Genomic DNA, 26876 nt, shown 5'->3' with positions numbered 1-26876 from the left:
TTTACTTCCCCTTCCAGACCGGATCGCGCTTTTCCGCGAAGGCGCGCGCGCCTTCCATCTGATCTTCCGAGGCATAGAGCACGTCAACGGTCCCGAATTGACGCTGCGTGATGCGGTTCATCGCGTCCTGGAAGGTCATCGCCTCTGCCTCGCGCACGATCTCCTTGATGGCGGCGTATACCAGTGGCGGCCCCGAAGCGAGGTGATCGGCAAGGGCGCGGGCCTCTGCCATGAGGCTGTTGCCGGGATGTATCTGGTTGATCATGCCCCAACGCGCGGCCTCCTCAGCGTCGATCCACCGCCCGGTCAGCAGCATTTCCATCGCGATATGATAGGGGATGCGTTTCGGCAGTTTGACCGATGCCGCGTCGGCGACGGTGCCGGAGCGGATCTCGGGCAGGGCAAAGCTCGCATGATCCGCAGCCAGGATAATATCTGCCGACAGCGCCAGTTCCAGCCCGCCACCGCAGCAGATGCCATTGACCGCCGCGATAATCGGCTTGTTCATCGCGCGCATCTCCTGGATGCCGCCGAAACCACCGACGCCATAATCGCCATCGACCGCATCCCCATCAGCCGCCGCCTTCAGATCCCAACCGGGACAAAAGAACTTCTCGCCGCCGCCGGTGATGATCGCCACGCGCAACTCGGGATCGTCGCGGAACTCCTGAAAGACGTCCCCCATGATGCGGCTGGTCTTGAGGTCGATGGCATTCGCCTTGGGACGGTCCAGCGTCACCTCAAGCACGGCACCGCGGCGTTCGGTTTTGATGGGGCTGTCTGTCACGTTTCGTCTCCGATCCTGATGAGCGCATCTGCGGCGACCGCGCGGGTCGGCGTGCAGATAAGCGGGTTAATCTCGACCTCGTCCAAACGGGTCGCGTTGGCGGTCACATAGGCTTGCACGGCCAGCACCGCGTTGACAATCGCCTGCATGTCCGCGGCAGGTTGCCCGCGATATCCGTGCAAAACCGGCGCCAGCCGGAGCGATCCGAGGGCCGCGGTGATCTCGTCCGGGGTGGCGGGCAACAGGAGCGACGCGCTGTCCTGCAGGATCTCGGTCAGGGTTCCGCCTGCAGCGAGTGTCAGGACAAACCCATGGGCCGGGTCGCGGACCACACCGATCAACAACTCGGCAATGCCGCCGGTGATCATCTCTTCGAGCAGGAAACGCTCGGCTGGCATGTCACCCGCCGCGGCGAGTACCGCTTCGGTGGTTTCAAGGCCCAGGGCCACGCCGCCCGCTTCGGTCTTGTGCGCCAGCCCTTCGGCTTTCAACACGACCGGCATGGTCAGCTCTTCGCTCGCCTGGCGCAGCGCGTCAAGCGATGGCACCTGAGTGGCGCGCGGAATTGTCACCCCGTGCTCGGCCAGTGCTGCTTTTGCCTCCGCTTCGGCGACAAGGGTCGGATTGGCAATGTCCGCGGAGATCAGGAGCGGTTCCGGCAGGGCGTCACGCTGGCCCGTAAACGCGGCCGCCGCGATGGCGGTGAGCGCATCGTCAAGACCATGCAACGGGATCAACCCGGCGGCTGCGATCCGTGCGGCGGTTTCTTCCGGCATCGCCTCTGGCAGGGTGGAGATGATGGCAAGTGGCGTCTTAGCGCGTTCGCTTGCGGCGGCCGCGGCCGTGATGGTGCAATCCCACGCGCCCGGATCGCAGCGGTCGGGGCGGGGGTAGTCGACGATAAGGCAGCCGAGTGCCACGTCCCCGTCAAGCGCAGCGGCAAAGGTCGCTGTCATCTGGTCAACGTCGTTCCAGATAAAGGTGTGGTAATCCAGCGGGTTGGCCAGTGCGACCATCGGACCCAGGGCCGCACGCAACCCGGCGTGCTGCGCCTCTGAAAGCGGTGGAAACTCGATGCCGCAGGCAAGCGCGCTGTCGGCCATCAGGCTTGCCTCCCCCCCGGAGCAGGACATCGACACGATCCGCGCCGAGGGCAGGGGACCGGCAAAATGCAAGAGTTTTAGCGTCTCCAGCAAGGCGGGCAGGCTTTCCACCTGGGCGATCCCCAATCGGGCCAGCAGGGCGCGCCCGCCTGCGTCACTGCCCGCGAGTGAGGCAGTGTGGGAAACGGCGGCGGCGCGGGCATGTTCCGATTTCCCGGCCTTGAGAGCGACCAGCGGTTTGTTCAACCGCCGCGCCTCTGCGGCCAAGGCCTCGAACGCGCGGAGATCTCCGACCCCTTCGATGTGCAGGCCAAGGGCGCTCACCCGCGGGTCGGCCAGCAACCCGCGGCCGATTTCGGCCAACCCGATCTGCGCCTGATTGCCGGCGGTGACGACATAGGCCAGCGGCAGCCCGCGCGCCTGCATGGTCAGGTTGATCGCCATGTTCGAGCTTTGGGTCAGGATCGCCACGCCACTGTCGCAGCGGACACCGCCGTGTTGATCCGGCCAAAGCAACGCGCCATCGAGATAGTTGATGAAACCATAGCAATTGGGGCCGATGATCGGCATCTCGCCCGCGGCTTCCAAAAGCGTGGCCTGCAAGCTGTCGCCATCGCCGGTCTCGGCCTGGGCCTCGCGAAACCCGCTGGCAAAACAAATCGCGCCGCCTGCGCCCATGGCCCGCAGATGGCGCACCGTGTCGATCGTCAGGTGCCGGTTGACCCCGATGAACGTGGCATCCGGCACGCCGGGCAGGTCGTCAAGCGACGGCACCGTCGCCACGCCCGCGATCTCGGACCGTTTGGGATGTACGGGCCAGACCGGGCCGTCAAACCCCATCTTTCGGCATTGTTCCACGACCGACTGGCACCAGGCACCGCCGCCGACAATGGCAATGGATTTGGGTCGCAGTAGCCGCGAGAGGTCCGGGGTCTGATCCGCCCGCATCATGTCGTTGTCCTTGCCTGCAAAGCGGTTCATGGCCGGCCCTCGATCTGCGATTTTAGAAACGACGCGATCTCTGAAAGCGAGGCGATCGCTTCGGGGACGTGGTCGTAATATTCGAAAACGTGCCACATCCCGTCCCAGACCCGCAGGTCAGCATCGGCGCCAGCTTCGCGCATGGCCCGGGCCAGTTGGGCGCACGGGCCGAGAAACCGGTCCTGCGTCCCGGTGGTGATGAGGCAGGCGGGCCAGTCCGGTCCGAAACTGCCGTAAAGAGGCGACAGGCGTGGATCAAACGGGTCGGCGCCGGGCGCATAGATGTCCGGCATGGCTTCGACCAGCGGCGCGTGCAGGGTCGGATCGTCCGGTGTGTCATAGGGGTCAAATTCCGGCGACATGTCCGCCGCGGGTGAGAGCAGCGCCAGCGCCGCCACATCCACGCCTTCGGCGATGAGGTCACGCGCGACCGACAGGGCAAGATTGCCCCCCGCGGATTCCCCGGCGATCGCGTCGGGGCGCACGGCCCGCGCGACGGTGATGGCATCTTCCAACCCGGCAGGGAAGGGGGCGTCGGGGGCCAGCGCATAGGCGGACGAGACAACTTGCAGGCCCGACCCCGCTGCCAAACCCGCGCTGATCATCAGATCTTCCAGCGGACTGCCCAGGATGAAGCCACCCCCGAAGAGGTAGAGCATTTTCGATTTGCCGTCCCAGCCCTCAGGCGTGATCAGCAGCGAGCGGACCCCGGCGATCTCCTGCCAATCCAGTGTCACGCCATGTTTTGCCGCACGCCCGGGCGCTTTTGCCTCTGCGTCGCGCAACGCCTCTTGGCGCATCGCGGGCAATTCGGCGGCGTTAAAGTCCCAGCTATTGCGATTGGCAGGGTCCTTCACGAAGGCACGCGCCTCCGGGCTTGGCGAAAACCGGGTGGGCACGGATCACGCCCCGAGCGGCCGCAGCATCTCGCGGCTGATAATGTGGCGTTGAATTTCCGATGTGCCTTCCCAGATCCGCTCGACCCGCGCATCGCGCCAGATCCGTTCCAAGGGCAGTTCGTCCATCAACCCCATGCCGCCATGGATCTGGATCGCCTCGTCGGCCACCATGGCCAGCATCTCGGTGGCCTTGAGCTTGGCCATGGACATGTCCGTCTCCGTCACGGTGCCCTGATCGAATTTCCAACCGCCATGCCATGTCAAAAGTTCTGCGGCCTTCAACTCCGTCGCCATATCGGCCAGCTTGAAAGAAATCCCCTGGTACTTGCCGATGAGTTGCCCGAACTGTTTGCGCTCTGCGGCGTATTCCACCGCGTGCTGCAATGCCCGTTCCGCCCGGCCCAAACAGGTCGCGGCAACTTGCAAGCGCGTTGCGCCCAGCCAGTCATTGGCCACCTGAAATCCCTTGTGCACTTCGCCCAGCACGGCGGATTTCGGCAGGCGGCAATCGTCGAATTCCAGCACGGCGTTGGTATAGCCGCGGTGGCTGACATTGCGGTAACCTTCGCGCACGGTAAAGCCCGGCGTGTCCTTGTCGACGAAGAACGCTGTGATGAGTTTCTTGGGGCCGCGGGGCGTGTCCTCCTCCCCGGTCGCCATGAAGACGATGGAGAAATCGGCGATGTCGGCGTGGGAGATGAAATGCTTGGTGCCGTTGAGGATGAAATCATCACCATCCTCCCGCGCCGTCGCCCGCATGCCCCGCAAGTCCGAACCCGCCCCCGGCTCTGTCATCGCTAGGCAATCCCATTTTTCACCGCGAATACAAGGGTATAGGTACTTCTCTTTCTGCTCGTCGGTGCCCGCCAGCAGGATGTTCGACGGCCGCGCAACGCAGGTCCAGTGCAGCGCGTAATTGGCGCGGCCCAGCTCTTTTTCATACATCAGCCAGGTCAGCGTATCGAGGCCCGCGCCGCCCACCTCTTCGGGCATGTTGGCGGCATAAAGCCCGGCCTCGATGGCCTTGGCCTGCACCTCACGGATGATTTCCATCGGCAGATGGCCGGTCCGTTCGACCTCCAACTCGTGCGGATAGAGCTCGGCCTCGACAAAGCTGCGCACCGTCGAGACGATCATTTCCTGTTCTTCGGTCAGTCCGAATTGCATCTCAGGTCTCCTTATGCAGGGCGGCCAGCGCCTCGACTTTTGCGCGGACATGATCCGCCGGTTCGCAGGTGCGCCGGGTCTCCAGGCTCACATGCAGCATGAACTGGTCACAGGTGGCCAGAAGTTCGCCATCGCTGGCGCGTTTCATTTCATGGAAACAGCGCAGTTTCTTGCCCTCGCCAACCGTGATGCGCGTGTGCACTTCGATCTCTTCGCCCGCATGGGTTTCCATCAGGTATTTGACGGTGGTCTCAACGGTAAAATAGCTCAGGCCGCTGGCGATGTAGTCGTCATCGGCGCCCACATGGGCCATGATCTCTTCGGCCGCGTCCGAGAAAAGCTGTCCGTAACGCCCCTCGTTCATGTGGCCGTTCACATCGGTCCAGTCCACCGGCACGGTGCGGCGCATCGCAATGATGGGATTGGTATCGGCCAGGGCAGGGCGCAGGGTTTTCTGATGGTCCTTGATAAGGCGCCCCGTTGCATTCCCCTGCTGTTTTAGCGCCCGCATCATAGCGATCAGGTTGTTGTCGCGCTTGCGCTCCAGCTCGCGGATGCTCAGGTGCCCGGATTGTTCGTCCGATTGCCCGGCGATCAGGTCGACCAGTTCATCGGTAAATTCCGGGACGTCCATCAGCTTGGTCCATGGCCATTTGAGCGCCGGGCCGAATTGCGCCATGAAGTGTTTCATGCCCGCTTCGCCGCCCGCCACGCGGTAGGTTTCGAAAAGCCCCATCTGCGCCCAGCGGATGCCAAACCCGTAGCGGATCGCGTTGTCGATTTCCTCGGTCGTGGCAATGCCATCCTTGACCAACCACAGTGCCTCGCGCCAGACAGCTTCAAGAAAACGGTCGGCGATATGTGCGTCGATCTCCTTGCGGACAACAAGGGGATAGAGGCCGAGATCCGTCAGGATATCTTGCGCCTTTTCAACAGTTTCTGATGCGGTCTTGTCAGAAGGAACAACCTCGATCAGGGGCAGGAGATAGACCGGGTTGAACGGGTGTGTGACGACGATTTGTTCGGGTCGTGCTGAATTTTCCTGCAATTCCGAGGGTTTGAACCCCGATGTTGAAGAACCGATCACGGTATTAGGTGCACAATGGATTTGAAGCTCTTGATAAACCTTATGTTTTAGCTCCAGACGTTCCGGCACGCTTTCCTGGATCCAATCTGCGCCAGCAACGGCCTCTTCGATCGTCTCATGGAAACTCAGCGTTCCTTCGTCGGGTAACGCATAGTCATAGAGCATCGGCAGCGCGTGGCGGGCATTGCCCATCACTTCGCTTATCTTGCGCTCGGCCTCGGGGTCCGGGTCATAGACCCGCACATTCCACCCATTGAGCAGGAACCGCGCGGCCCATCCGCCGCCGATCACGCCCCCGCCCACGATACACGCTGTTTTCGCCATCAGTTGATGCTCTCCGTATGTCCGTCCACGGCCAGGATCTGACCGGTGATTTTGCTTGCGGCGGGGGATGCGAGGAACTGCACCATGTCCGCCAGATCGTCCGCGCTTACCCAGCTTTTGAGGGAGGTGCAGGCCACATAATTCGCGCGCAGCTCTTCGATGGGCGTGCCGGTTGCCGCGCTTTCATTGGCCAGCACCCGCTCCATCCGGTCGCCTTCGACCGCGCCGGGGCAGATGCAGTTGACCCGCACGCCCGCCGGGCCAAGCTCCATGGCCAGCGTCTTGGTCAGGCCCACGATGCCCCATTTCGCCGCCGCATAGGGCGAGCGCAGCGGATAGCCGAAAAGCCCCGCCGTGGAGGAGGTGAGCACGATCAGGCCAGACCCTTGCGCCCGCATCACACGTGCCGCCCATCGGCAGGTGAGAAACGCGCCGAAAAGGTTCACGCCAACGCAATCGCGCCATGCGGCATAATCCAGATCTTCGATCCGCCCGGCCGGGCCGCCCGTGCCGGCATTGGCGCAAACAACGTCAACACCGCCCCATTCGGCCTCCACCGCTTGCAGAAATGCGTCCATCTGCGCCTCATCGGTCACGTCGGCCCGGGCGGCGATGAAATCGGGGAATTCCGCCTTGACCTTGTCCAATGCGTCCGCGTCCGCATCGCAGATCGCGACGCGGTCTCCGGCTTCGGCAAAGCGCCGTGCCAAGCCCAGGCCAATGCCCGATGCGCCCGCGGTAATCAGGACGCGGCGACCGCTCATCCCCGTGGTGCCCGCTTGGTCAGGCGCAGTTTCTTGCGTACTTCTTCCGGGCCGATCACCTTTGCGCCAAGCCGTTCGATGATTTCGCGGGCGCGTTCGACCAACTGCCAGTTCTCGGCCTGGACGCCACGATCGAGCATCAGGTTGTCTTCCAGCCCGACGCGCACATTGCCACCGGCCAGCACCGAGGCGGCGACATAAGCCATCTGATCGCGGCCCAGCGAGAAGGCCGACCAGTTCCACTCCGCAGGCACGTTGTTGACCATGGCCATGAAGGTGTTGAGGTCATTCGGCGCGCCCCACGGCACCCCCATGCAAAGCTGCACCAGCGCATCGGTTTCCAGCACACCATCGGCCACGAGTTGCTTGGCGTACCAGAGATGACCGGTGTCAAACGCCTCGATCTCGGGCTTCACACCCAGATCGGTCATCATCTTGCCCATGGCGGTCAACATGCCGGGCGTGTTGGTCATCACGTAATCGGCCTCGGCAAAGTTCATCGTGCCGCAGTCGAGCGTGCAGATCTCGGGCAGGCATTCAGCGATATGTTCCATCCGCTCTGTGGCGCCCACCATGTCGGTGCCGTCGGCCACGGGCAGGGGGCTTTCGACGCCTCCAAAAACCATGTCGCCGCCCATGCCCGCGGTGAGGTTCAGCACCACGTCGACATCCGCGTCACGCACCCGGTCGGTCAGTTCGCGGTAGAGTTTCGGGTCGCGCGATGGCACGCCGGTTTCCGGGTCGCGCACATGGCAATGCACCACTGCCGCCCCGGCCTTGGCCGCCGCGATGGCGCTTTCGGCGATCTGTTGCGGTGAGCGCGGCACATGGGGGCTGCGATCCTGGGTCGAGCCCGAGCCGGTCACGGCGCAGGTGATGAAAACCTCTCGGTTCATGGCAAGCGGCATCTGAGTCTCCCTGAATGGACGTTTGAAAAATCCTACTGCCGTGATAGGGAAAGACAGTTTGCAGTAAATGACAAAAATCATGCCTGAATGGACAAAAGCATCTGCCGCGCCAGTGCGGATCGCCTTTCTGATCTACGATCAGTTTTCGAACCTGTGTCTGGCCAATTGCCTTGAGCCGTTGCGTGCGGCCAATACGCAGACATCGACCCATGCGTTTGACTGGCGGATATTCACACCAGATGGCGGGCCGGTCTTGTCGTCAAGCGGCATGCAGGTGGTGCCGCATGCGCCGCTTGGTGAGCTTGCGGTATGCGATTATCTCTTTGTCACTGCCAGCTATGACCACCTTCGGCATGATACGCCGCCCAATCGCCGCGCTCTGCAGTGGGCATCGCAGCGGGCCGGGGTGACCGTGGGTCTTGACGCGGGGCCGTGGCTGATGGCGTCCGCCGGGTTGCTCGACAGGCGGCGCTGTACCGTTCACTGGGATCTCTTGGACGGATTTACCGAGCAATTTCTTGAGGTTGAAGCAGAACAGGCCCGCGTGATCCGGGATGGCCCGATGATGACCTGTGCCGGGGCCATGTCGGCGCTTGATCTGACGTTGGGCCTGATCAGCGATCATCTTGGGATCGCGGCGCGGCTGGATGTCGAGGCGCTCTTTATCCACAAGGACCCGCCCGTCGGGGCCGATCGGGATCAGAACGCGGTGCGCGACCCAATGGTCAGCCGGGCCTTGAGCCTGATGCGGGGCAATCTCGAACGTCCCTTGCCACTGGAGGTGCTGGCGCGGCGCCTTTCGTGTCAGCCGAGAACGCTTGACCGGCGGTTTCGGGCGCGGTTGGGGGCGCCGCCGGGAACGGTTTATCGGCATCTGCGGCTGGCCTCGGCCCGTAAATTGCTGGAGGGGACGCATCTGGGCGTGGCCGAGATCGCCGTGCGCTGCGGATACGATTCTCCCGCGGCGCTGACCCGGGCGATACGGCGCGAATACGGCGTGACGCCTTCGGGCCTGCGCCGGGCCGGATAAGGTCTCCACACCGAAATCTGTCAGTCTTTTCAAAAATTTCCTTAGAAACCTTCAGCAATTGCAAGGTACGAATCTTGTTGGATCGTTTTCCGGTCTGGTCTTTGATGGCGGGTGACGCAGCCAACCGAACGGTCCCTGACATGAGTAACGCGACCTATTACGCCCCCAAGGGCGGCCTGCCGCCGCAGACCCAACTCCTGACGGATCGGGCAGTTTTCACCGATGCCTATGCGGTCATCCCGAAAGGCACGTTCAGCGATATCGTGACGAGCTTTCTGCCGTTTTGGGAGGGAGCGCGGTTCTGGGTGCTGTCACGGCCCCTGTCGGGTTTTGCAGAGACCTTTTCGCAATATATCGCCGAGGTGCAGCCCGGCGGGGGCAGTGACCGGCCCGAAACCGAGGCTGGTGTCGAAGCGGTGATCTTCGTGGTCGAGGGGGCGGTGACCCTGACCCTTGGCGGTGAGGCGCATCGCCTGAAAACCGGCGGCTATGCCTACCTTCCGCCGGATGCCGACTGGCAGGTACGAAACACCGGCGACGCGGTCGCACGGTTTCACTGGATTCGCAAAGCCTATCAACGGGTTGAGGGGCTCGATGCCCCCGACGCGCTTTTTACCAATGAGCAGGATATCGCGCCGACGCCCATGCCGGATACAAATGGTGTCTGGGCCACGACACGGTTTGTCGATCCGACCGACCTGCGCCATGACATGCATGTGACCATCGTGACGTTCCAGCCCGGTGGCGTGATCCCCTTTGCTGAGACCCATGTGATGGAACACGGGCTCTACGTGCTGGAGGGCAAGGCGGTCTATCGGCTCAACCAGGATTGGGTCGAGGTCGAGGCGGGCGATTACATGTGGCTGCGCGCCTTCTGCCCGCAGGCCTGTTACGCGGGCGGCCCGGGGCCGTTCCGCTATCTGCTCTACAAGGATGTGAACCGGCACATGGCGCTGAACCGGTAATCTGTCACAGAGCGGCCTGCGAGTATCACCGCATGGTTTTGCGCGGGTATTATTGCCCCTTAAATGCAGATTTGAAGCATCTCAATCTACGTTGAATGGCGCGCATTGACCCGCGCGGACATCCAATTTGTGCCGGGATTAGTGTTGTCAAAAGCTGCTCAAATTTATAGAACATATAGTGAACATTTATTGGAATCACTTGTGCAGTGCAAGACGGCTCTCACCTCTGGATATCGCCAAAAGCGGTGGTTTGCGGGTTCGCAAAGCCAATTCTGCACGTTGTCGGAAGCCTTCCCGGCCACGCCAACGGACGCGGGCGCGGTGGGCTTTGTGCTGTCGAGCCTGCCCCGGCAGCGCGCGCCGGTCCTGTGGGTGCAGGACTGGCTTTCGCAGAAGGAGGCCGGGAGGCCCTATCTGCCGGGGATGACGACGCGGCAGGTGATCCAGGTCGACCTGAGCCGGCCCGTGGATGTGCTCCTGGCGATGGAGGAGGGGTTGCGCTGCACCGCTCTGGCCGCTGTGGTCGGGGAGATTTGGGGCGATCCGCCGGTTCTGGATTTCACGGCGACCAAGCGGTTGGCCTTGCGGGCGGAACATCACCAGGTGCCCTGTTGGCTGATCCGGCGCGCGGCCTCTCCCGATCTGAGCGCTGCGCGCAATCGCTGGCGCGTGACCTCCCTGCCATCGTTGCCCCATCCCGAAGATGCCAGGGCACCGGGCGCGCCGCGCTGGCAGGCCGAACTTTTCCGGGCGCGTCATCGGCCGCCCGGCACATGGATTGCCACCTATGACCGGGCGGCGGATCGTGTCGATCTATCTGCCGCAATTCGCGATGGAGCGGTGGCAGAAAGTGATGGCGCGCAATGGCGACGCGCCGCCCGATGATGTGGCCGTTATCCTCACGACCGAAGGCCCCCATGGCCCGGTGATCCATGCCGCCAACCGTGCTGCACGGCTGGCCGGGGCCATGATCGGGGCGCGGGTGGTGGATGCCAGGGCGGTCTGCGCTGATCTGCGGGTTGAATACGCCGACCTGGCTGGGGATGCGGCGGCGTTGAGGCGCCTGATGCTCTGGGCGCGGCGCTGGTGCCCGTGGAGCGTGGTGGACGGTGCCGATGGCCTTATCCTTGAAACCACCGGCGCGGATCACCTGTTCGGCGGGGAAGCGGCGATGCTGACCGATATGGAGACATGCCTGTCCGGGCTGGGGCTTGGCGCGCAACTGGCGGTGGCCCCCACATGGGGGGCGGCCTGGGCGCTGGCACGTCACGGACCGGTCCGCGCGATCTGTGCGGAAGAGGGTATCGCCCCGGCGCTGGCGCCTTTGCCGGTTGACGGGTTGCGGTTGAAAGGAGACACGCTTTTGCTGCTGCGCCGTCTGGGCCTCAAGACCATCGGCGCGATTGCGCAGGTGCCGCGCCTGTCCCTGACCCGGCGGTTTGCGCGCGCCGATCTGGCGGCCAACCCGCTCATGCGGCTGGATCAGGCGATGGGGCATCTGGCCGAGCCGGTGGCAAGCCGGGATGCGGCGCCGCGGATCATCGCGCGGACGCGCTTGCCCGAACCGATCCAGGATCCGACCGCCTATGTCCCCGACCTTTGCCGCGACCTGTGTCATCAGCTTGCCCGGCAGGGGCTTGGCTGCCGCCGTCTTCACCTGACCGTCTATCGCACCGATGGCGAGATCAGCCGGATCGAGGCGGCCACCGCGGCGCCGACGCGCGATGCGGATCACCTGCACCGCCTTTTCGAGGGCAAGCTGGAGCGGATCAATCCCGGTTTCGGGTTTGACCTGATCACGCTTGAGGCCGGTGTTGTGGAGGCGCTTGAGCTGACCCAGACACGGCTTGACGGCAAGGCCGAAGAGGACCTGCATCTGCCTCGCCTGATTGACCGGCTGAGCGCGCGTTTCGGGGCGCAGGCGGTCCAGAGCCCGGCCTTGCGCGCAAGCCATGTCCCGGAACGGGCCGAGATCCGTATCCCGGCGCTACACATGCACGGGGCCGGGGCGGAGGCCACCCCGCGGGAGCGGCCCGTCCGGCTGCTGCATCCCCCGGAGGAGGTGCGCGTGCTCTATGCCGTGCCCGAAGGCCCCCCGGTGCAGTTCATCTGGCGCAGGCAGACCCACCGCGTGGCGCGTTACGCAGGGCCTGAACGGATCGCACCGGAATGGTGGCGTGACCGCCCCGGTACGCGGCTGCGGGACTATTTCAAGGTCGAGGATCAAAGTGGCAAACGCCTGTGGATCTACCGCGAAGGACTGCATGATGACGGGCGCGGCGGGGATCCACGCTGGTTCGTGCACGGGATGTTCGCATGATGGTCCGGGGCAAGGCAGAAGCGGTCACGGTCGGGCGGGTGCGGCAAGGGGGAGGCGCCCATGCCTGACATGGACAATCAACGCCCAAGGCGCACCCTGGAGGAAGGTGGATTTACCCCGAACGCTCGCGCGGATTTTGTCGAACTGGGCATCACCACCTGTTTTTCGTTCCTGCACGGCGCCTCGGATGCGGTGGATCTTTCCGCCACCGCCTGGGCGCAGGGTTATGATGCCATCGGCGTGGCGGACCTGAACACCATGGCCGGGGTCGTGCGCCTGCATGCCGAGGCGCTGAAAGCGCAGATGCGGCCCGTCATCGGCTGCCGGTTGCAATTGGTCAGCGGCGAGGAATTCCTGGCCTATCCACGGGACCGCGCCGCCTATGGCCGGCTTTGCCAATTACTCTCCAAGGGCAAGATGCGGGACACCGCCGGCAACTGGCAGGAAAAGGGCATGTGCCATATCACGCTGGACGATCTGGCGGCACATGGCGAAGGCGTACACCTGATCGCGATCCCGGGGGCGGAAGTGGCCGCCTTTGCCGCGGGGCTGCGCCGGTTGCTGCGCGCCTTGCCGGGGCTGCGCCATATCGCGGCAAGCTATCTTTATCACGGCGACGACCGGGCGCGGATCAATGCGCTGGACCGGTTGGCAAAATCGCATGGCTTGTCGATCCTGGCCACCAATGATGTCCACTACCACGCGCCCGACCGGCGGCCCTTGCAGGATGTGATGACCTGTATCCGGCACAAGACCACCATCGCCAAGGCCGGTTTCCTGCTGGCGGCGAATGGCGAACGGCACCTGAAATCGCCGGAAGAGATGATGCGCCTTTTTGCCGAGTGGCCCCATGCGATCCGCGCCGCGCGGGAGGTGGCGGATGCCTGTCGCTTTGATCTGCGTGAGCTGTCTTATGAATACCCGCAGGAGACCATCCCCGAAGGCCGCACACCGCAGGACTACCTGAGTGAGCTGACCTGGAAAGGTGCGGCCGAGCATTACCCCGACGGGGTGCCGGACAAGGTCCGTACCGCACTCAGGAAGGAGCTTTCACTGATCGGCAAGCTCGAGATCGCGCAGTATTTCCTGACCATCTACGACATCATCCGCTTCGCCCGTCATCAGACCAGCCCGCCGATATTGTGCCAGGGGCGCGGCTCGGCAGCCAATTCCGCCGTCTGTTACGTGCTGGGCATTACCGCTGTCGATCCGGGCAAGAACGACCTTCTGTTTGAACGCTTCATTTCCGAGGAGCGCAAGGAACCGCCCGATATCGACGTGGATTTCGAACATGAACGCCGCGAAGAGGTGATTCAGCATATCTATGACAAATACGGCCGCGACCGGGCGGGGCTTTGCGCGACGGTGGTCCATTACCGCCCCCGCATGGCGGTCCGCGAAGTGGGCAAGGTGATGGGCCTGTCCGAAGATATCACCGCGGCGCTGGCCAAGACAATCTGGGGCAGTTGGGGCCGCGAGGTGGGAGAGCGGGAGGCAAGGGAGGCCGGGATTGACCTGCGAGACCCGCTGATGGCGCGCACGATCAAGCTGGCCGATCAGATGATCGGCATGCCACGCCACCTGAGCCAGCATGTGGGCGGGTTCATCCTGACCGAAACGCCGCTGACGCGGACGGTTCCCATCGGCAATGCCGCGATGGCAGATCGCAGTTTCATCGAATGGGACAAGGACGATATTGACGAGCTGCGCATCCTCAAGGTGGATGTGCTGGCCCTGGGCATGCTCACCTGCATCCGCAAGGCCTTTGACCTGATCGCGGCGCATCACGGCAAGCGGTTCGACCTGGCCAGCGTACCAAAAGAGGACCCGGCGGTTTACGACATGCTCTGCACCGGCGACAGCCTTGGCACGTTCCAGGTCGAAAGCCGCGCGCAGATGAACATGCTGCCCCGCCTGAAACCGCGCGAATTCTATGACCTGGTCATACAGGTCGCCATTGTGCGGCCCGGCCCCATTCAGGGCGACATGGTGCATCCCTACCTGCGCCGCCGCAGCGGGGCGGAGCCGGTCGAATACCCCTCACCCGGGGCTGACCATGACCCGGACGAGCTCAGGAATATCCTGCAACGCACCAACGGCGTGCCGATCTTTCAGGAACAGGCGATGAAAATTGCCATGGTCGCGGCGGAATTCTCGCCCCAGGAGGCCAATGAGCTGCGCAAGGCCATGGCCACGTTCCGGTCCCGTGGCACCATCGGCGCATTGGAAGACAAGATGGTCAGCCGGATGATTGGCCGGGGGTACGACCCGGAATTTGCCGCGCGTTGTTTCAATCAGATCAAGGGGTTCGGCGATTATGGCTTCCCGGAAAGCCATGCGGCCAGTTTCGCGCTGCTGGTCTATATCTCAAGCTGGATCAAATGCCATTACCCGGATGTATTCTGTGCCGCCTTGCTCAACGCGCAGCCCATGGGGTTTTACGCGCCCGCGCAGATCGTCCGTGACGCCCGCGAACACGGGGTCGAGATCCGCGCGCCCGATATCAATTACAGCGAGTGGGACAACACGCTGGAGCCCACGGGGCGTGGGGATTTCGCCGTTCGCCTGGGGTTTCGGCAGGTGGATGGCATGCCGGAGGCCGTGGCCGCACGGCTTTTGCAACAGCGCGAGGCGCCTTTCAGCGATGTGCAGGACCTCAAGATGCGGGCACGGGTGGATGCCGGCACGATGCACAAGCTGGCGGCGGCGGATGCGTTCCGCTCGATCGGCCTCGACCGGCGGCAGGCGCTCTGGGACACGCGCGCGTTACGCGATGCCCCGGACCTGCCGCTTTTTGCCGGGGCGCGTGAGGAGGGTGCTGAAACCCCCTTCATCCTGCCGCAGATGCCCGTGTGCGAACATGTGGTGGCCGATTATCAGACCCTGCGTTTATCGCTCAAGGCGCATCCGCTGTCTTTCCTGCGCGCCAGCATGGCCCGGCAAGGGTATCGTTCCGCCCGTGACCTGAACGGGATGCGCAATGGGCAGGCGATTTCCATTGCCGGGCTCGTGCTGGTCCGGCAGCGCCCGGGCAGTGCCAAGGGCGTCTGTTTCATCACGCTCGAAGATGAAACCGGTGTTGCCAACCTGGTGATCTGGTCCAAGGTGATGACCGCCTATCGCAAACCGATCATGCAGGCGCGCCTGCTGGATGTGCGGGGCATCGTGCAGCGGGATGCGGATGTCATCCATGTGGTCGTCAACCACCTGACTGACCGCAGCGATGCGCTGAACCGGCTTTCGGGGGACGAGATGCAGGTGCCGCTTGCCCATGCCGATGAGGTGCGCAAGCCAATCCCCCACAGCACCCACCGGCATCCGCGCGATGTACGGATCATCCCGAAGTCGCGGGATTTTCACTGAACGGCGTCGGGAAAACCGCGAGACCTCAGATCTTGTTGAAACGCTTCAGGCCCCCGGCGCCTTTGGCCTAACGGCGATCAGTCGCTGTCGCCCTGCGGGGCGCCAAGACCGCGTGATACCTCGCGCGCGGCGGCGGCGACCAGGGCGGCGATCTCTTCGATCCGCTCCTGCGGCATCCGGCTGGTTGGCCCCGAGACCGAGATCCCGGCAATCGCCTCGCCATAGGTGTTGAGGATGGGTGCTGCCACGCAGCGCATCCCGGTGGCCTTCTCCTCGTCGTCGAAGGCCCAGCCCCGATCGCGGGCTTGCCGCAGATCGTCCCGGAGCCGTTCGGGATCGGTCACCGTCTTGTCGGTAAAGCCTTCCAGGTCGCGGCCCGAGACCACCCGGTCGAACCGGTCATCGCTGTAGCGGCTCAGCAGCGCCTTGCCGATCCCCGAGGCATGCATGGGCGAAATCGTTCCCGGCGGAAAGAAGGCGCGGATCGTCTCGTTGGTCTCGACCTGGCCGATGAACATGACATTGCCATTCATCTCGATGCCGAGGTTCGAGGTCTCTCCGGTCTGTTCCATCAGTCGGCGCATGGCGGGGCGGCTGCGCTCGACGACACCACTGCGGTGCAGGAAGGCCGACCCGATGCGATAGGCGGCCGCCCCGATATGCCAGGTCTGGCTCTGTCCATCCATCTCGACCATGTCGCGCGCCTCGAGCGTCGAGAGAACCCGGTGCATCGTGGCCGGTGACTGCGCCAGCTCATTGGCAATCTCGGTGAGGGTCAGCCCGGCATGGGCCGCCAGAAGATCCAGCACGTCAATGGCCCGGTCCAGCGACTGGATCGTCGATTGTTCGGGCTTTGCATAGAACGCCTTGGGGCGGCCCTTCTTTCTCGGTTGTTGCGCCATTTGATGTCCTCCCGTCGCTTCTCTTCTATTTGTGAAAATATATTTTGACTAGTGAAAAAACATAAACACATGAATAATAATAATAAAATGAATAATTCCAAAAAATGAAAAACCTTTTCAAAAAAATTTCCTTCTTGCTCTCCTGCCCGTAAGGTTCTGGAAACGCGCCAAAAGGAGGGCATCGAAATGAGCTTCCAAAACCCTGTTTTCATCCCCGGCCCGACCAACATGCCCGAGGAACTTCGTCTGGCGACCTATATGCCGACGGTCGATCACCGCTCGCCGATTTTCGGTGAGATCCTGCACCCCGCGCTGTCGGGCGTGAAGAAGATCCTGAAAAGCAAAACGGCTGAGATTTTCGTCTTTCCGTCCACCGGCACCGGCGGGTGGGAGACGGCGCTGACCAATACGCTGAGCGCAGGCGAAACGGTGCTCGCCGCCCGCAACGGGATGTTTTCGCACCGCTGGATCGACATGTGCCAGCGTCACGGCCTGAACGTGGAGGTGGTCGAGACACCCTGGGGGCAGGGTATTCCGGCGGATCGCTATGAAGAGATCCTGACGGCGGACAAGGAGCACAAGATCAAGGTTGTTCTGGCCACCCATAACGAGACCGCAACCGGCGTCAAATCCGACATTGCCGCGATCCGTCGCGCGATGGATGCGGCGGGCCACCCCGCGCTTCTCTTTGTCGATGGGGTGTCGTCGATCGCCTCGATGGATTTCCGCATGGACGAATGGGGTGTTGATATTGCCGTCACCGGCAGTCAGAAGGGGTTCATGCTGCCCGCGGGCCTTGCCATCGTGGCCTTTTCGCCCCGCGCAATGGCCGCGGTTGAGACGGCAGGCTTGCCGCGCACGTTTTTCGACATTCGCGACATGGCCAAGGGATACGCCGCCAATGCCTATCCCTACACGCCCGCGGTCGGCCTGCTGAACGGGCTGAAACTGGCAACCGAAATGCTGCTGGACGAGGGGCTGGATAATGTCTTCGCCCGTCACGTCCGCATCGCTGAAGGGGTACGTGCCGCAACCCGCGCCTGGGGGCTTGAACTCTGCGCCGAACGCCCGGAATGGTATTCCGACACGGTCAGTGCCATCCGCACGCCGGAGGGCTTCAACGCCACCGATATCGTGACCCTCGCGGATCAGAAGTACGGCACCGCCTTCGGTGTGGGCCTCGGTGATGTCGCGGGCAAGGTGTTCCGCATCGGCCATCTGGGGCAGTTGACCGATGTACTGGCGCTTTCGGGGATCGCGACGGCCGAGATGGTTATGGTGGATCTCGGGCTCGGGATCGAACTGGGCTCAGGCGTTGCAGCGGCGCAGGATCATTATCGGCAGACGACCACCCAAGCGATGCAGGCGGCGGCGTGATGAAGGACATGCCGATGGATATCCCGACCTATGACGACATGCTGGCCGCGCATGAGCGGATCAAGCCGCATATCCGGCACACACCGGTGCGGACCTCGGATTACCTCAACGATCTGACCGGCGCAGAGCTGTTCTTCAAATGCGAGAACTTTCAGGAACCCGGCGCCTTCAAGGTGCGCGGGGCGACCAACGCGGTGTTCGGGCTGGACGATGCACAGGCGCGCAACGGCGTGGCAACGCATTCGTCGGGCAATCACGCCTCCTGCCTCAGCTACGCGGCGATGTTGCGTGGCATCCCGTGCAACGTGGTGATGCCCCGCACCGCCCCTCAGGCCAAGAAAGACACCGTGCGCCGTTATGGGGGGACGATCACCGAATGCGAGCCGTCAACCACCAGCCGCGAGGAGACATTCGCGCAGGTGCAGGCGGAAACCGGTGGCAATTTCGTACACCCCTATAACGATCCGCGCGTGATCGCGGGTCAGGGGACCTGTGCGAAAGAACTGATGGAGCAAGCGGACGGGTTGGATTACGTCATCGCGCCCATTGGCGGCGGCGGCATGATTTCGGGCACCTGCCTCACCCTTTCCCACGCCGCGCCGGAGACCAAAATCATCGCGGCGGAGCCGGAGCAGGCCGATGATGCGTATCGCAGTTTCAGGGCGGGCCACATCATCGCCGATGACGCGCCGAAGACCATCGCCGACGGGCTTCTGGTGCCGTTGAAGGACCTGACCTGGCATTTCGTGTCGCGCCACGTGCACGACATCTTGACCGCGTCCGATCCCGAGATCATCGCGGCGATGAAACTCACCTGGAAACACCTGCGCGTGGTGATGGAGCCGTCATCGGCGGTGCCGCTGGCGACCATTCTCAAGAACAAGGGCATGTTCGCGGGCAAGCGCGTGGGCGTGGTGATAACCGGCGGCAATGTCGATCTCGACCGGCTGCCATGGATGAACAGTTGAGCCGCAGGAGGACAAACAGATGAACGCACAAACCGATATCTCCAAACTCGAGGTGGGCTTTGATGTCCCCGCGCTGCCGGGCATGGACGCCGCGGATATTCAGACGCCGGCGCTGGTCCTTGATCTTGACGCGCTGGAGCGGAATATCCGGAAGATGGGCGATTGGGCCAAGGCGCATGGGATGCGCCACAGGGTGCATGGCAAGATGCATAAATCGGTCGATGTGGCCCTGTTGCAGGAACGGCTTGGCGGAAGCTGCGGCGTCTGCTGTCAGAAAGTGTCCGAGGCCGAGGTGTTTGCCCGGGGCGGCATCAAGGATGTGCTGGTCTCGAACCAGGTGACCGACCCGCTCAAGATCGACCGTCTGGCGCGGTTGCCGAAGCTGGGCGCGCGGACGCTTGTCTGCGTTGATGATCCGGCCAATGTGGCCCACCTGTCGGCGGCCGCGCAAAAGCACGGGACCGAGATTGAATGCCTGGTCGAAATCGACTGCGGCGCGGGACGTTGCGGCGTGACGACCACGGAGGCGGTCGTTGAGATCGCGGGGCTGATCGACGCGGCAGAAGGCCTCAAATTCGCAGGCATCCAGGCCTACCAGGGCGCGATGCAACATCTCGACAGCTATGAGGACCGCAAGGCCAAGCTCGACATCGCCATCGCCCAGGTGCGCGCGGCTGTGGATGCGCTCAAGGCGCGGAGGCTTGAGTGTGATATCGTCGGTGGCGGTGGCACTGGTTCTTATTATTTCGAAGGAAATTCAGGTGTTTACAACGAGCTTCAATGTGGCTCTTACGCTTTCATGGATGCCGATTACGGCCGTATTCTCGATGAGAAGGGCAACCGGATCGACGAGGGGGAATGGGAAAACGCGCTCTTTATCCTGACCACGGTGATGAGCCATTCGAAAGCCGACAAGGCCATCGTCGATGCCGGGCTCAAGGCGCAATCGGTTGATAGCGGGTTGCCCACGATCCATGGCCGCGACGACGTCGAATACCTGAAATGCTCGGATGAACATGGGGTGGTCGCGGACCCCGCGGGCGTGCTCAAGGTCAATGACAAGCTACACCTCGTCCCCGGCCACTGCGACCCGACCTGCAACGTGCATGACTGGTATGTGGGCGTGCGCGACGGCAAGGTCGAAACCCTCTGGCCGATCTCGGCCCGTGGCAAGGCCTATTGATTTCTTCCTGAGACTGGCGGGGTGCGCCCCGCCGCTTTTTTCCCGATAGAGGTGAACATGTATATCGTCCCCGAAAGCGCCATTGCCGATCTGGTCACACGCAAGGACAGTTTCGATGCGGTCGAGCAGGTTTTTGCGTCCATGTCGAAACGCTCGGCTTATAACTTCCCGGTGATCCGCGAGGCCATTGGCCATGCCGAGGCGCTTTACGGGTTCAAATCCGGGTTTGACCGCGATGCGCTGAATTTGGGTTTGAAATCAGGCGGCTACTGGCCCGGGAATGAGGCCAAGAGCCTGACCAATCACCAGTCCACCGTGTTTCTTTTTGATGCCGATACCGGCAAATGCCGGGCGGTTGTGGGCGGCAACCTGCTGACCGCGCTCAGGACTGCGGCGGCGTCTTCGGTGTCGATCGCGCATTTGGCGCCGCAAACGTCGCGGGTGATCGGCATGATCGGCGCGGGCCATCAATCGGCCTTCCAATTGCGCGCGGCGCTTGAGCAGCGCAACTTCGAAAAGGTGATCGGCTGGAACTACCACCCCGAAATGTTGAGCCGTCTGGAAGAGGTGGCAACAGAGGCCGGATTGCCGTTTGAGCGGGTCGAATTGGACCGGCTGGGCGCAGAAGCCGATGTCATTATCTCGATCACGTCGAGCTTTGATCCGATCTTAATGGATGCGCATGTCACAGGTGGCACGCATATCGCCTGCATGGGCACCGACACCAAGGGCAAGCAGGAGGTCGAGGCGGCGCTGGTTGCGCGCGCGACGGTCTTCACCGACGAGGTCGCGCAGTCCATCAGCATCGGCGAATGCCAGCACGCCATTGCCGCCGGATTGATATCCGAAGGCCAGATCAATGAGATCGGCGCGGTGATCAACGGCACCCATCCGGGGCGCGGGTCGGACGATGAAATCACGCTTTTTGACGGCACCGGCGTGGGCTTGCAGGACCTGGCCGTGGCCGATGCGGTTGTGAAACGCGCGGTCGAGCAGGGGATCGCCATCGAGGTCGATTTCTAGGCGGTATCCAGCAATTTGCGGCTTTCCGTGGCCATGAAATCGACGAAATGGCGGATCTTGGGGTCTTGCAGTTTGCGGTGCGGATAGAGGCAGCCGAACATCGACGGCACCGGTGGCGACCCCGGCAGAACTTCGACCAACCGACCCGCGCGGAGGTGGTGGGCCACGTCGAACCGGGGCTTGTTCACGATGCCATGCCCCCCAAGCGCCCATTCGGTCAGCACATCCGAGTCGTCGGCGTCAAACCTGCCCGCGACATTCAGTTTTCGCGTACCGTCCGCGGTTTTCAGCACCCAGAAATACTCGGGCGAGCGCGGGTAGCGTAGCAGCAGGCAGTTCTGCGACGGGCTCAAGAGGTCATCGGGTGACCCAGGCACTCCGGCCCGTGAGAGATATTCCGGCGCGGCGCAGAGAACCCGGTCACATTCCACGAATTTCCTGAGCTTGAGGTTCGAATCCTTCGGCGTGCCCACGAAAAACGCCACGTCCAACCGCTCGTTCAGAAGGTCCACCGCCCGGTCCGACAGGCGCATCTGCACCTGCGTGTCGGGGAAAGCCTCGACGAAGCGCGGCACCAGGGGCGCGATGATGCGCCGTCCAACGCTGAGCGGGGCCGTGACGCGGATCACCCCCCGGGGCCGGTCGGAATAATTGGCAACCGCCGCCTCCGCATCATCAAGCGTCTCAAGCACTTTCTTGGCTTCGTCATAGAAAACCCGGCCGACTTCGGTGGGCGTGATGGATCGCGTGGTACGGTTGAAAAGCCGCACCCCAAGGCGTTTTTCCAACTCCTTGATGCGTTTGCTGGCCACCGCGGGGGTCAACCGAAGGTCCCGCCCGCCGGAGGTGATACTGCCCAGCTCCAGAACGCGCGTAAACACGCGGAGGCTTTCGACATAGGCCATGTTTCTCCCCCTTGAACTCCTGTTCTCGACCTCGCTTGTATTCAAGCACAAATCACGCCTTATTTTCAACATTTCGTAGAAAGTATTTACCGACACCAAGCGTATTCATTGATAGTTAATTGCGGTATTCTGTCTCCTGTATCGCACACGCAGGAGGGGCCGGGATGGAACCGCGCCGGGAGATCCGATTAGTCCTCAATGACCGGGAGGTTGCCGTGCCGGATGTTGGCGCATCGCAGACCTTGCTGGATTTTCTCCGGCTGGAGCAGCGCCTGACCGGGACAAAGGAGGGCTGCGCCGAGGGTGATTGCGGCGCCTGCACGGTTCTGGTGGGGCGGCTGCATGACGGGGCGCTGCGCTATGAAATCGTGAATGCCTGCATCCGGTTCCTGGCCTCGCTGGATGGCTGTCATGTCGTCACCATCGAGCATCTTTCGGGTCCTGACGGTCGTTTGCATCCGGTGCAGCGGGCGATGGTCGAGCATCACGGCAGCCAATGCGGCTTCTGCACACCGGGCTTTGTCATGGCGCTCTACGCGCTCTGGATGGCACAGCCCGAGCCGACGGTCGCGCAGGTCGAAACGGCGCTTCAGGGCAATCTCTGCCGGTGCACAGGGTATGAGCCGATCATTGCCGCCGCTCTGGCGGTAGGCCGCCACGGGACACCATCGGCGGATTACCTGTCGCGAGAGCGGGAAACTAATACCAAGCATTTGAAATCGTTGCGGGATGGCCGACGGGTCATCACCGGCCCCGCGGATGACCAGGCGATCCTGCCCGCGGATGTCGATGATTTTGCGCAGGCGCTCCTGGACCATCCCGACGCCACGATCGTGGCCGGGGCCACCGATGTGGGGCTTTGGGTCACCAAGTTCCTGCGCCCCATCGGACCTGCGATCTTTATCGGTCATCTGGACGGGCTGAAATCCATCGACGTGACCGAAACGGATATCACCATCGGCGCTGGTGTGACCTATTCCGAGTTCGCTCCGTTGATTGCCGCGCATTTTCCGCATCTGACCGAATACTGGGACCGCATCGCCGGATGGCAGGTGCGCAACATGGGGACCATCGGCGGCAATATCGCCAACGGCTCGCCCATCGGGGACACGCCGCCCGTCCTGATCGCGATGGAGGCTGAGGTGACGCTGCGCCGTGGGGATGCCCGCCGCACATTGCCCCTGGAAGACTTCTTCGTGGATTATGGAAAGCAAGACCGTGCCGACGGTGAATTCGTCGAAACCATCCGCATTCCGCTCCCCAGGACGGGACAATGCGATGCGGCCTACAAGATCTCGAAACGCCGGGACGAGGATATCTCTTCGGTAGCGGTGGGGATTAGTGTTGTGACCGAGCAGGAGCAGATCACCCGCGCGATCATCGCCTTCGGTGGTATGGCTGCAACCCCGAAACGCGCGGCGCAGGCCGAGGCGGCGTTGGTGGGGCATCCCTGGGGTGAGGCCGCATTTGAAGCGGCGGCCGGGGCGCTTGCCAGTGATTTCTCACCGTTAAGCGACTGGCGCGCGTCATCGGATTACCGCATGCGGACGGCGCAGAACCTGTTGCGCCGGTTTTACCTTGAGCAGGCTGCGGGCGAAGATGCCCCGGTCCGGTTGAGCGCGTGAGGGAGGGAGCGATGAAAGATCAGGCCACGATCCACGGCGCGGTTCACACCGACCTGCAACATGAAAGCGCGTTCAAACACGTGACCGGGCGGGCGACCTATACCGACGATATCGCCGAGCCGGTTGGTACGTTGCACGCCTATCTGGGCGTTGCGACCGAGACCCATGCGCGCATTCGCAAAATCGACCTCGATCCCGTGCGCAACGCGCCGGGTGTCATCGACGTGCTCACTGCCGAGGATATTCCCGGCCACAATGATATCAGCCCGACCGGTCGCAATGACGAGCCGGTTTTCCCGACCGACAAGGTGGAGTTCAACGGCCAGCCGCTCTTTGCGGTGATTGCCGAAACCCGCGACGCGGCGCGGCGCGCGGCGGAACGGGCCAAGGTCGATTACGACCCGCTGCCCCATGCGCTTGATCCCGTGGCGGCACAGGAGGCCGGGTATCCGCATATTACTGATCCGCTGACCCTGTCGCGTGGCGATGCCTCTGCGGCACTGGAAAAGGCCAAGCACCGGATCGGCGGGCGGATGGTCGTGGGCGGGCAGGATCACATGTATCTAGAGGGCCATATCGCCTTTGCGGTGCCCGGCGAGGATGATGATGTGATCGTGCATTGCTCGACCCAGCACCCAAGCGAGGCGCAGCATATGGTGGCCCATGTGCTGGGCGTGCCGTCCAACGCGGTCACCGTGAATGTGCGGCGCATGGGCGGCGGGTTTGGCGGCAAGGAAAGCCAGATGAACCTTTTCTGCGCGGTGGCTGCGATTGCCGCCAAGAAATGGAACCGCGCCGTCAAGATCCGCCCGGACCGGGATCAGGATATGACCGCCACCGGCAAGCGCCATGACTTCGTAATCGACTATGATGTGGGCTTTGACGATGAGGGCCGGATCGAGGCCGTTGATGGTCAGTTCGCCGCGCGCTGCGGCTATTCCTCGGACCTCTCGGGGCCGGTGACTGACCGGGCGCTCTTTCACGCCGACAACGCCTATTTCTACCCGCATGTGCGGCTGGAAAGCCATCCGATGAAGACCAACACCGTGTCCAACACTGCCTTTCGCGGCTTTGGTGGGCCACAGGGCGTGATTGCCGCCGAACGGATGGTGGAAGAGATCGCCTATGCGCTGGGCAAGGACACTTTGGATATACGGAAGGCCAATTTCTATGGAGAGGGGCGCGATGTGACGCCCTATCACCAGACGGTCGAGGACAACATCATGCCCCGGATTGTCGAGGAGCTTGAGGCGAGCGCCGACTATCAATCGCGCCGCGAAGCGGTGCTCGCGCATAATGCCAAGGGCGGCATCATCCGCCGCGGCATCGCCCTGACGCCCGTCAAGTTCGGCATCTCTTTCACCGCCACCTGGTACAATCAGGCGGGCGCGCTGGTGCATGTCTATAACGATGGCTCGATCCACCTGAACCACGGCGGGACCGAGATGGGGCAAGGCCTCAACACCAAGGTCGCGCAGGTCGTGGCCGAGACATTCCAGGTCGATGTGGACCGGATCAAGATCACCAGGACAACCACCGAAAAGGTGCCAAACACCTCGGCCACGGCGGCCTCCTCGGGCTCGGACCTGAACGGGATGGCGGCGCTTGATGCGGCGGAGCAGATCAAGGCGCGGCTGGTGGATTTCGCCACGGAACGCTGGCAGGCAGAACCCGAGGAGGTCCAGTTTCGCCCCAACCGCGTACAGATCCGGGACGAGGTCATCAGTTTCGACGCCTTCATCAAAGAGGCCTACATGGCGCGCGTCCACCTGTCGGCGGCGGGGTTCTACAAGACGCCCAAGATCCATTGGGATCGCGCCACCGGCAAGGGCCGTCCGTTCTATTACTACGCCTATGGCGCCGCCTGTTCCGAGGTCGAGATCGACACGCTGACCGGCGAGTACCGGGTGCTGCGCACTGATATCCTGCATGACGTGGGCCGTTCACTGAACCCGGTTCTGGACAAGGGTCAGGTCGAAGGGGCGTTCATTCAGGGCATGGGGTGGCTTACCACCGAAGAGCTTTGGTGGGACGATGCCGGACGCCTCCGGACACACGCTCCTTCGACTTACAAGATCCCGCTGGCCTCGGACCGGCCCCGCGAATTCAACGTCAATCTGGCCGACTGGTCGGAAAACCGCGAGATGACGATCAAACGCTCCAAGGCCGTGGGGGAGCCGCCGTTCATGCTCGGTATTTCGGTGTTCGAGGCACTGTCGATGGCCGTCGCCAGCGTTGCCGATTACCGCGAATGTCCGCGACTGGATGCACCGGCCACGCCCGAACGGGTCTTGATGGCGGTGGAGCGGTTGAAAGCGGGGAGGGCGGCATGACCCTTGTGGCATTCGTCGACCGTCATTCGGAGGTGGCATCGGTCAGGCTGACCAAGGCGCGCGGCTCATCCCCCCGTGAGGCCGGGACCGAGATGTTCGTGGCGCCTGGCGAAACCTATGGGACGATCGGCGGCGGACAGTTGGAATACATGATGATCGACGAGGCGCGGATGATGCTGGCGAAGGGGATCGCCCATGCCGTCAAGGATGTGCCGCTTGGCCCGGAGATCGGCCAATGCTGCGGCGGACGGGTCGAGGTCGAGATTGCCCTTATGAGCGCGGCGGACCGGCAGGGTGCTCTGGCCCGGGCCGAGGCCGAAACCCGCGCCTTGCCCCATGTCTATGTCATGGGTGCAGGTCATGTCGGACGTGCACTGGCCGGGCTTCTGGCTCAGATGCCGGTGCGCACACTGCTCGTGGATACGCGGGCCGAGGAGATGGCGCTCTGCAAGGCACCCGTCGACAAACGCCATACGGCCCTGCCCGAGGCCGAGATCACATCTGCGCCCGCGGGCAGCGCATTTGTCGTGCTGACCCACGATCACGCGCTTGATTTCCTGCTGACCGCCGCGGCCTTGGCGCGCGGTGATGCGGCCTATGTCGGGATGATCGGGTCGGCGACCAAACGCGCGAGGTTCGAAAGCTGGTGCCGCGATCATGGCGGCGGGCAGGAAACCGATGCGTTGACCTGTCCGATCGGGGCCGGTGGCAGCGCCGACAAGCGGCCCGAGATTATCGCGGCCTTTGTCGCGGCCGAAATCATGGCCGCACTGACGCAGACACGGAGGAATACCGCCCCCGAGGCGGCGGAAACCTTGCACACAGCAAGGTAGGGAGCCGGCCGGACCCGACCGGTGAAGAG

At 63.1% G+C, this 26876-nt stretch carries 21 protein-coding genes; 12 read left to right on the top strand and 9 right to left on the bottom strand.

Annotated features, from left to right (window positions below; translation table 11 throughout):
- Position 1: 1 nt before the first annotated feature.
- From RBB29_RS18615 to RBB29_RS18585, 7 genes are read right to left on the bottom strand one after another with little or no spacing between them, the layout of a single operon-like run.
- A complete protein-coding gene (locus tag RBB29_RS18615) occupies positions 2–787 on the bottom strand; it encodes a carnitinyl-CoA dehydratase (RefSeq protein WP_306115941.1) in 786 nt (261 codons plus the stop codon).
- A complete protein-coding gene (locus RBB29_RS18610) occupies positions 784–2871 on the bottom strand; it encodes an acetate--CoA ligase family protein (protein ID WP_306115942.1) in 2088 nt (695 codons plus the stop codon). Before RBB29_RS18610 ends, RBB29_RS18615 begins: the two co-directional genes overlap by 4 nt.
- Positions 2868–3770 (bottom strand): alpha/beta hydrolase fold domain-containing protein, encoded by a 903-nt coding sequence (locus tag RBB29_RS18605; protein WP_306115943.1) that lies wholly within the window; start codon positions 3768–3770, stop codon positions 2868–2870. The genes RBB29_RS18610 and RBB29_RS18605 overlap by 4 nt, the downstream gene beginning before the upstream one ends.
- A 3-nt stretch (positions 3771–3773) precedes the next feature.
- Positions 3774–4937 (bottom strand): acyl-CoA dehydrogenase family protein, encoded by a 1164-nt coding sequence (locus tag RBB29_RS18600; protein WP_306115944.1) that lies wholly within the window; start codon positions 4935–4937, stop codon positions 3774–3776.
- Between the two features lies 1 nt (position 4938).
- On the bottom strand, positions 4939–6348 hold the full coding sequence (locus RBB29_RS18595; protein WP_306115945.1) for a carnitine 3-dehydrogenase: 1410 nt from the start codon (positions 6346–6348) through the stop codon (positions 4939–4941).
- Positions 6348–7112, bottom strand: coding sequence for an SDR family oxidoreductase (locus tag RBB29_RS18590; protein ID WP_306115946.1), 765 nt, complete (start codon positions 7110–7112; stop codon positions 6348–6350). Before RBB29_RS18590 ends, RBB29_RS18595 begins: the two co-directional genes overlap by 1 nt.
- Positions 7109–8020 (bottom strand): 3-keto-5-aminohexanoate cleavage protein, encoded by a 912-nt coding sequence (locus RBB29_RS18585; protein WP_306115947.1) that lies wholly within the window; start codon positions 8018–8020, stop codon positions 7109–7111. The genes RBB29_RS18590 and RBB29_RS18585 overlap by 4 nt, the downstream gene beginning before the upstream one ends.
- 79 nt (positions 8021–8099) lie before the next feature.
- Between RBB29_RS18585 and RBB29_RS18580 the strand changes: the two genes are divergently transcribed.
- The 5 genes from RBB29_RS18580 to RBB29_RS18560 all read left to right on the top strand — a co-directional run bounded on the left by RBB29_RS18580 (position 8100) and on the right by RBB29_RS18560 (position 15698).
- Complete coding sequence (locus RBB29_RS18580; protein ID WP_306115948.1) at positions 8100–9050, top strand: GlxA family transcriptional regulator; 951 nt, start codon at positions 8100–8102, stop codon at positions 9048–9050.
- 140 nt (positions 9051–9190) lie between these two features.
- Positions 9191–10015, top strand: a complete 825-nt coding sequence (locus RBB29_RS18575; protein WP_306115949.1) for a bifunctional allantoicase/(S)-ureidoglycine aminohydrolase — start codon at positions 9191–9193, stop codon at positions 10013–10015.
- A 279-nt stretch (positions 10016–10294) separates the two neighbouring features.
- The gene (locus tag RBB29_RS18570) at positions 10295–10900 is read left to right on the top strand and encodes an ImuA family protein (protein ID WP_306115950.1); all 606 of its coding nucleotides are present in this window, start codon (positions 10295–10297) and stop codon (positions 10898–10900) included.
- Positions 10803–12335 carry a DNA polymerase Y family protein gene (locus RBB29_RS18565; protein ID WP_306115951.1) on the top strand — a complete coding sequence of 511 codons (1533 nt, stop codon included), beginning with the start codon at positions 10803–10805 and terminating at the stop codon, positions 12333–12335. The genes RBB29_RS18570 and RBB29_RS18565 overlap by 98 nt, the downstream gene beginning before the upstream one ends.
- Positions 12336–12395: 60 nt before the next feature.
- Positions 12396–15698 (top strand): error-prone DNA polymerase, encoded by a 3303-nt coding sequence (locus RBB29_RS18560; protein WP_306115952.1) that lies wholly within the window; start codon positions 12396–12398, stop codon positions 15696–15698.
- Between the two features lie 77 nt (positions 15699–15775).
- Here the strand turns inward: RBB29_RS18560 and bhcR are convergent, their stop codons facing one another.
- A complete protein-coding gene (bhcR, locus tag RBB29_RS18555) occupies positions 15776–16600 on the bottom strand; it encodes an HTH-type transcriptional regulator BhcR (RefSeq protein WP_306115953.1) in 825 nt (274 codons plus the stop codon).
- Between the two features lie 186 nt (positions 16601–16786).
- Here bhcR and bhcA point away from each other — a divergent pair, with 186 nt between their 5' ends.
- Genes bhcA through bhcD form a run of 4 tightly spaced genes read left to right on the top strand, consistent with a single transcriptional unit; the run spans position 16787 to position 21151 of the window.
- The gene (gene bhcA / locus RBB29_RS18550) at positions 16787–17977 is read left to right on the top strand and encodes an L-aspartate--glyoxylate aminotransferase BhcA (RefSeq protein ID WP_306115954.1); all 1191 of its coding nucleotides are present in this window, start codon (positions 16787–16789) and stop codon (positions 17975–17977) included.
- Positions 17977–18945, top strand: a complete 969-nt coding sequence (bhcB, locus tag RBB29_RS18545; RefSeq protein WP_306115955.1) for a beta-hydroxyaspartate dehydratase BhcB — start codon at positions 17977–17979, stop codon at positions 18943–18945. The genes bhcA and bhcB overlap by 1 nt, the downstream gene beginning before the upstream one ends.
- Positions 18946–18964: 19 nt before the next feature.
- Positions 18965–20128 carry a 3-hydroxy-D-aspartate aldolase BhcC gene (bhcC, locus tag RBB29_RS18540; protein ID WP_306115956.1) on the top strand — a complete coding sequence of 388 codons (1164 nt, stop codon included), beginning with the start codon at positions 18965–18967 and terminating at the stop codon, positions 20126–20128.
- 57 nt (positions 20129–20185) lie between these two features.
- Entirely contained in the window at positions 20186–21151 is a 966-nt protein-coding gene (bhcD, locus tag RBB29_RS18535) for an iminosuccinate reductase BhcD (RefSeq protein ID WP_306115957.1), read from the top strand.
- On the opposite strand, the gene RBB29_RS18530 is transcribed toward bhcD, so the two are convergent.
- On the bottom strand, positions 21148–22056 hold the full coding sequence (locus RBB29_RS18530) for a LysR family transcriptional regulator (RefSeq protein ID WP_306115958.1): 909 nt from the start codon (positions 22054–22056) through the stop codon (positions 21148–21150). The genes bhcD and RBB29_RS18530 overlap by 4 nt on opposite strands.
- Positions 22057–22220: 164 nt before the next feature.
- On the opposite strand from RBB29_RS18530, the gene xdhA reads away from it, so the two are divergent.
- Genes xdhA through xdhC form a run of 3 tightly spaced genes read left to right on the top strand, consistent with a single transcriptional unit; the run spans position 22221 to position 26847 of the window.
- A complete protein-coding gene (gene xdhA / locus RBB29_RS18525) occupies positions 22221–23681 on the top strand; it encodes a xanthine dehydrogenase small subunit (RefSeq protein ID WP_306115959.1) in 1461 nt (486 codons plus the stop codon).
- Between the two features lie 11 nt (positions 23682–23692).
- Positions 23693–26014 (top strand): xanthine dehydrogenase molybdopterin binding subunit, encoded by a 2322-nt coding sequence (gene xdhB, locus RBB29_RS18520; RefSeq protein WP_306115960.1) that lies wholly within the window; start codon positions 23693–23695, stop codon positions 26012–26014.
- The gene (xdhC, locus tag RBB29_RS18515) at positions 26011–26847 is read left to right on the top strand and encodes a xanthine dehydrogenase accessory protein XdhC (RefSeq protein WP_306115961.1); all 837 of its coding nucleotides are present in this window, start codon (positions 26011–26013) and stop codon (positions 26845–26847) included. The genes xdhB and xdhC overlap by 4 nt, the downstream gene beginning before the upstream one ends.
- Positions 26848–26876 lie beyond the last annotated feature (29 nt).

Source organism: Roseovarius sp. MMSF_3359 (assembly GCF_030733385.1).
In the GTDB taxonomy this organism is placed as follows: domain Bacteria; phylum Pseudomonadota; class Alphaproteobacteria; order Rhodobacterales; family Rhodobacteraceae; genus Roseovarius.
The sequence above is the reverse complement of the archived record's forward strand: the minus strand, read 5'-3'. Positions and strand labels throughout refer to the sequence as shown.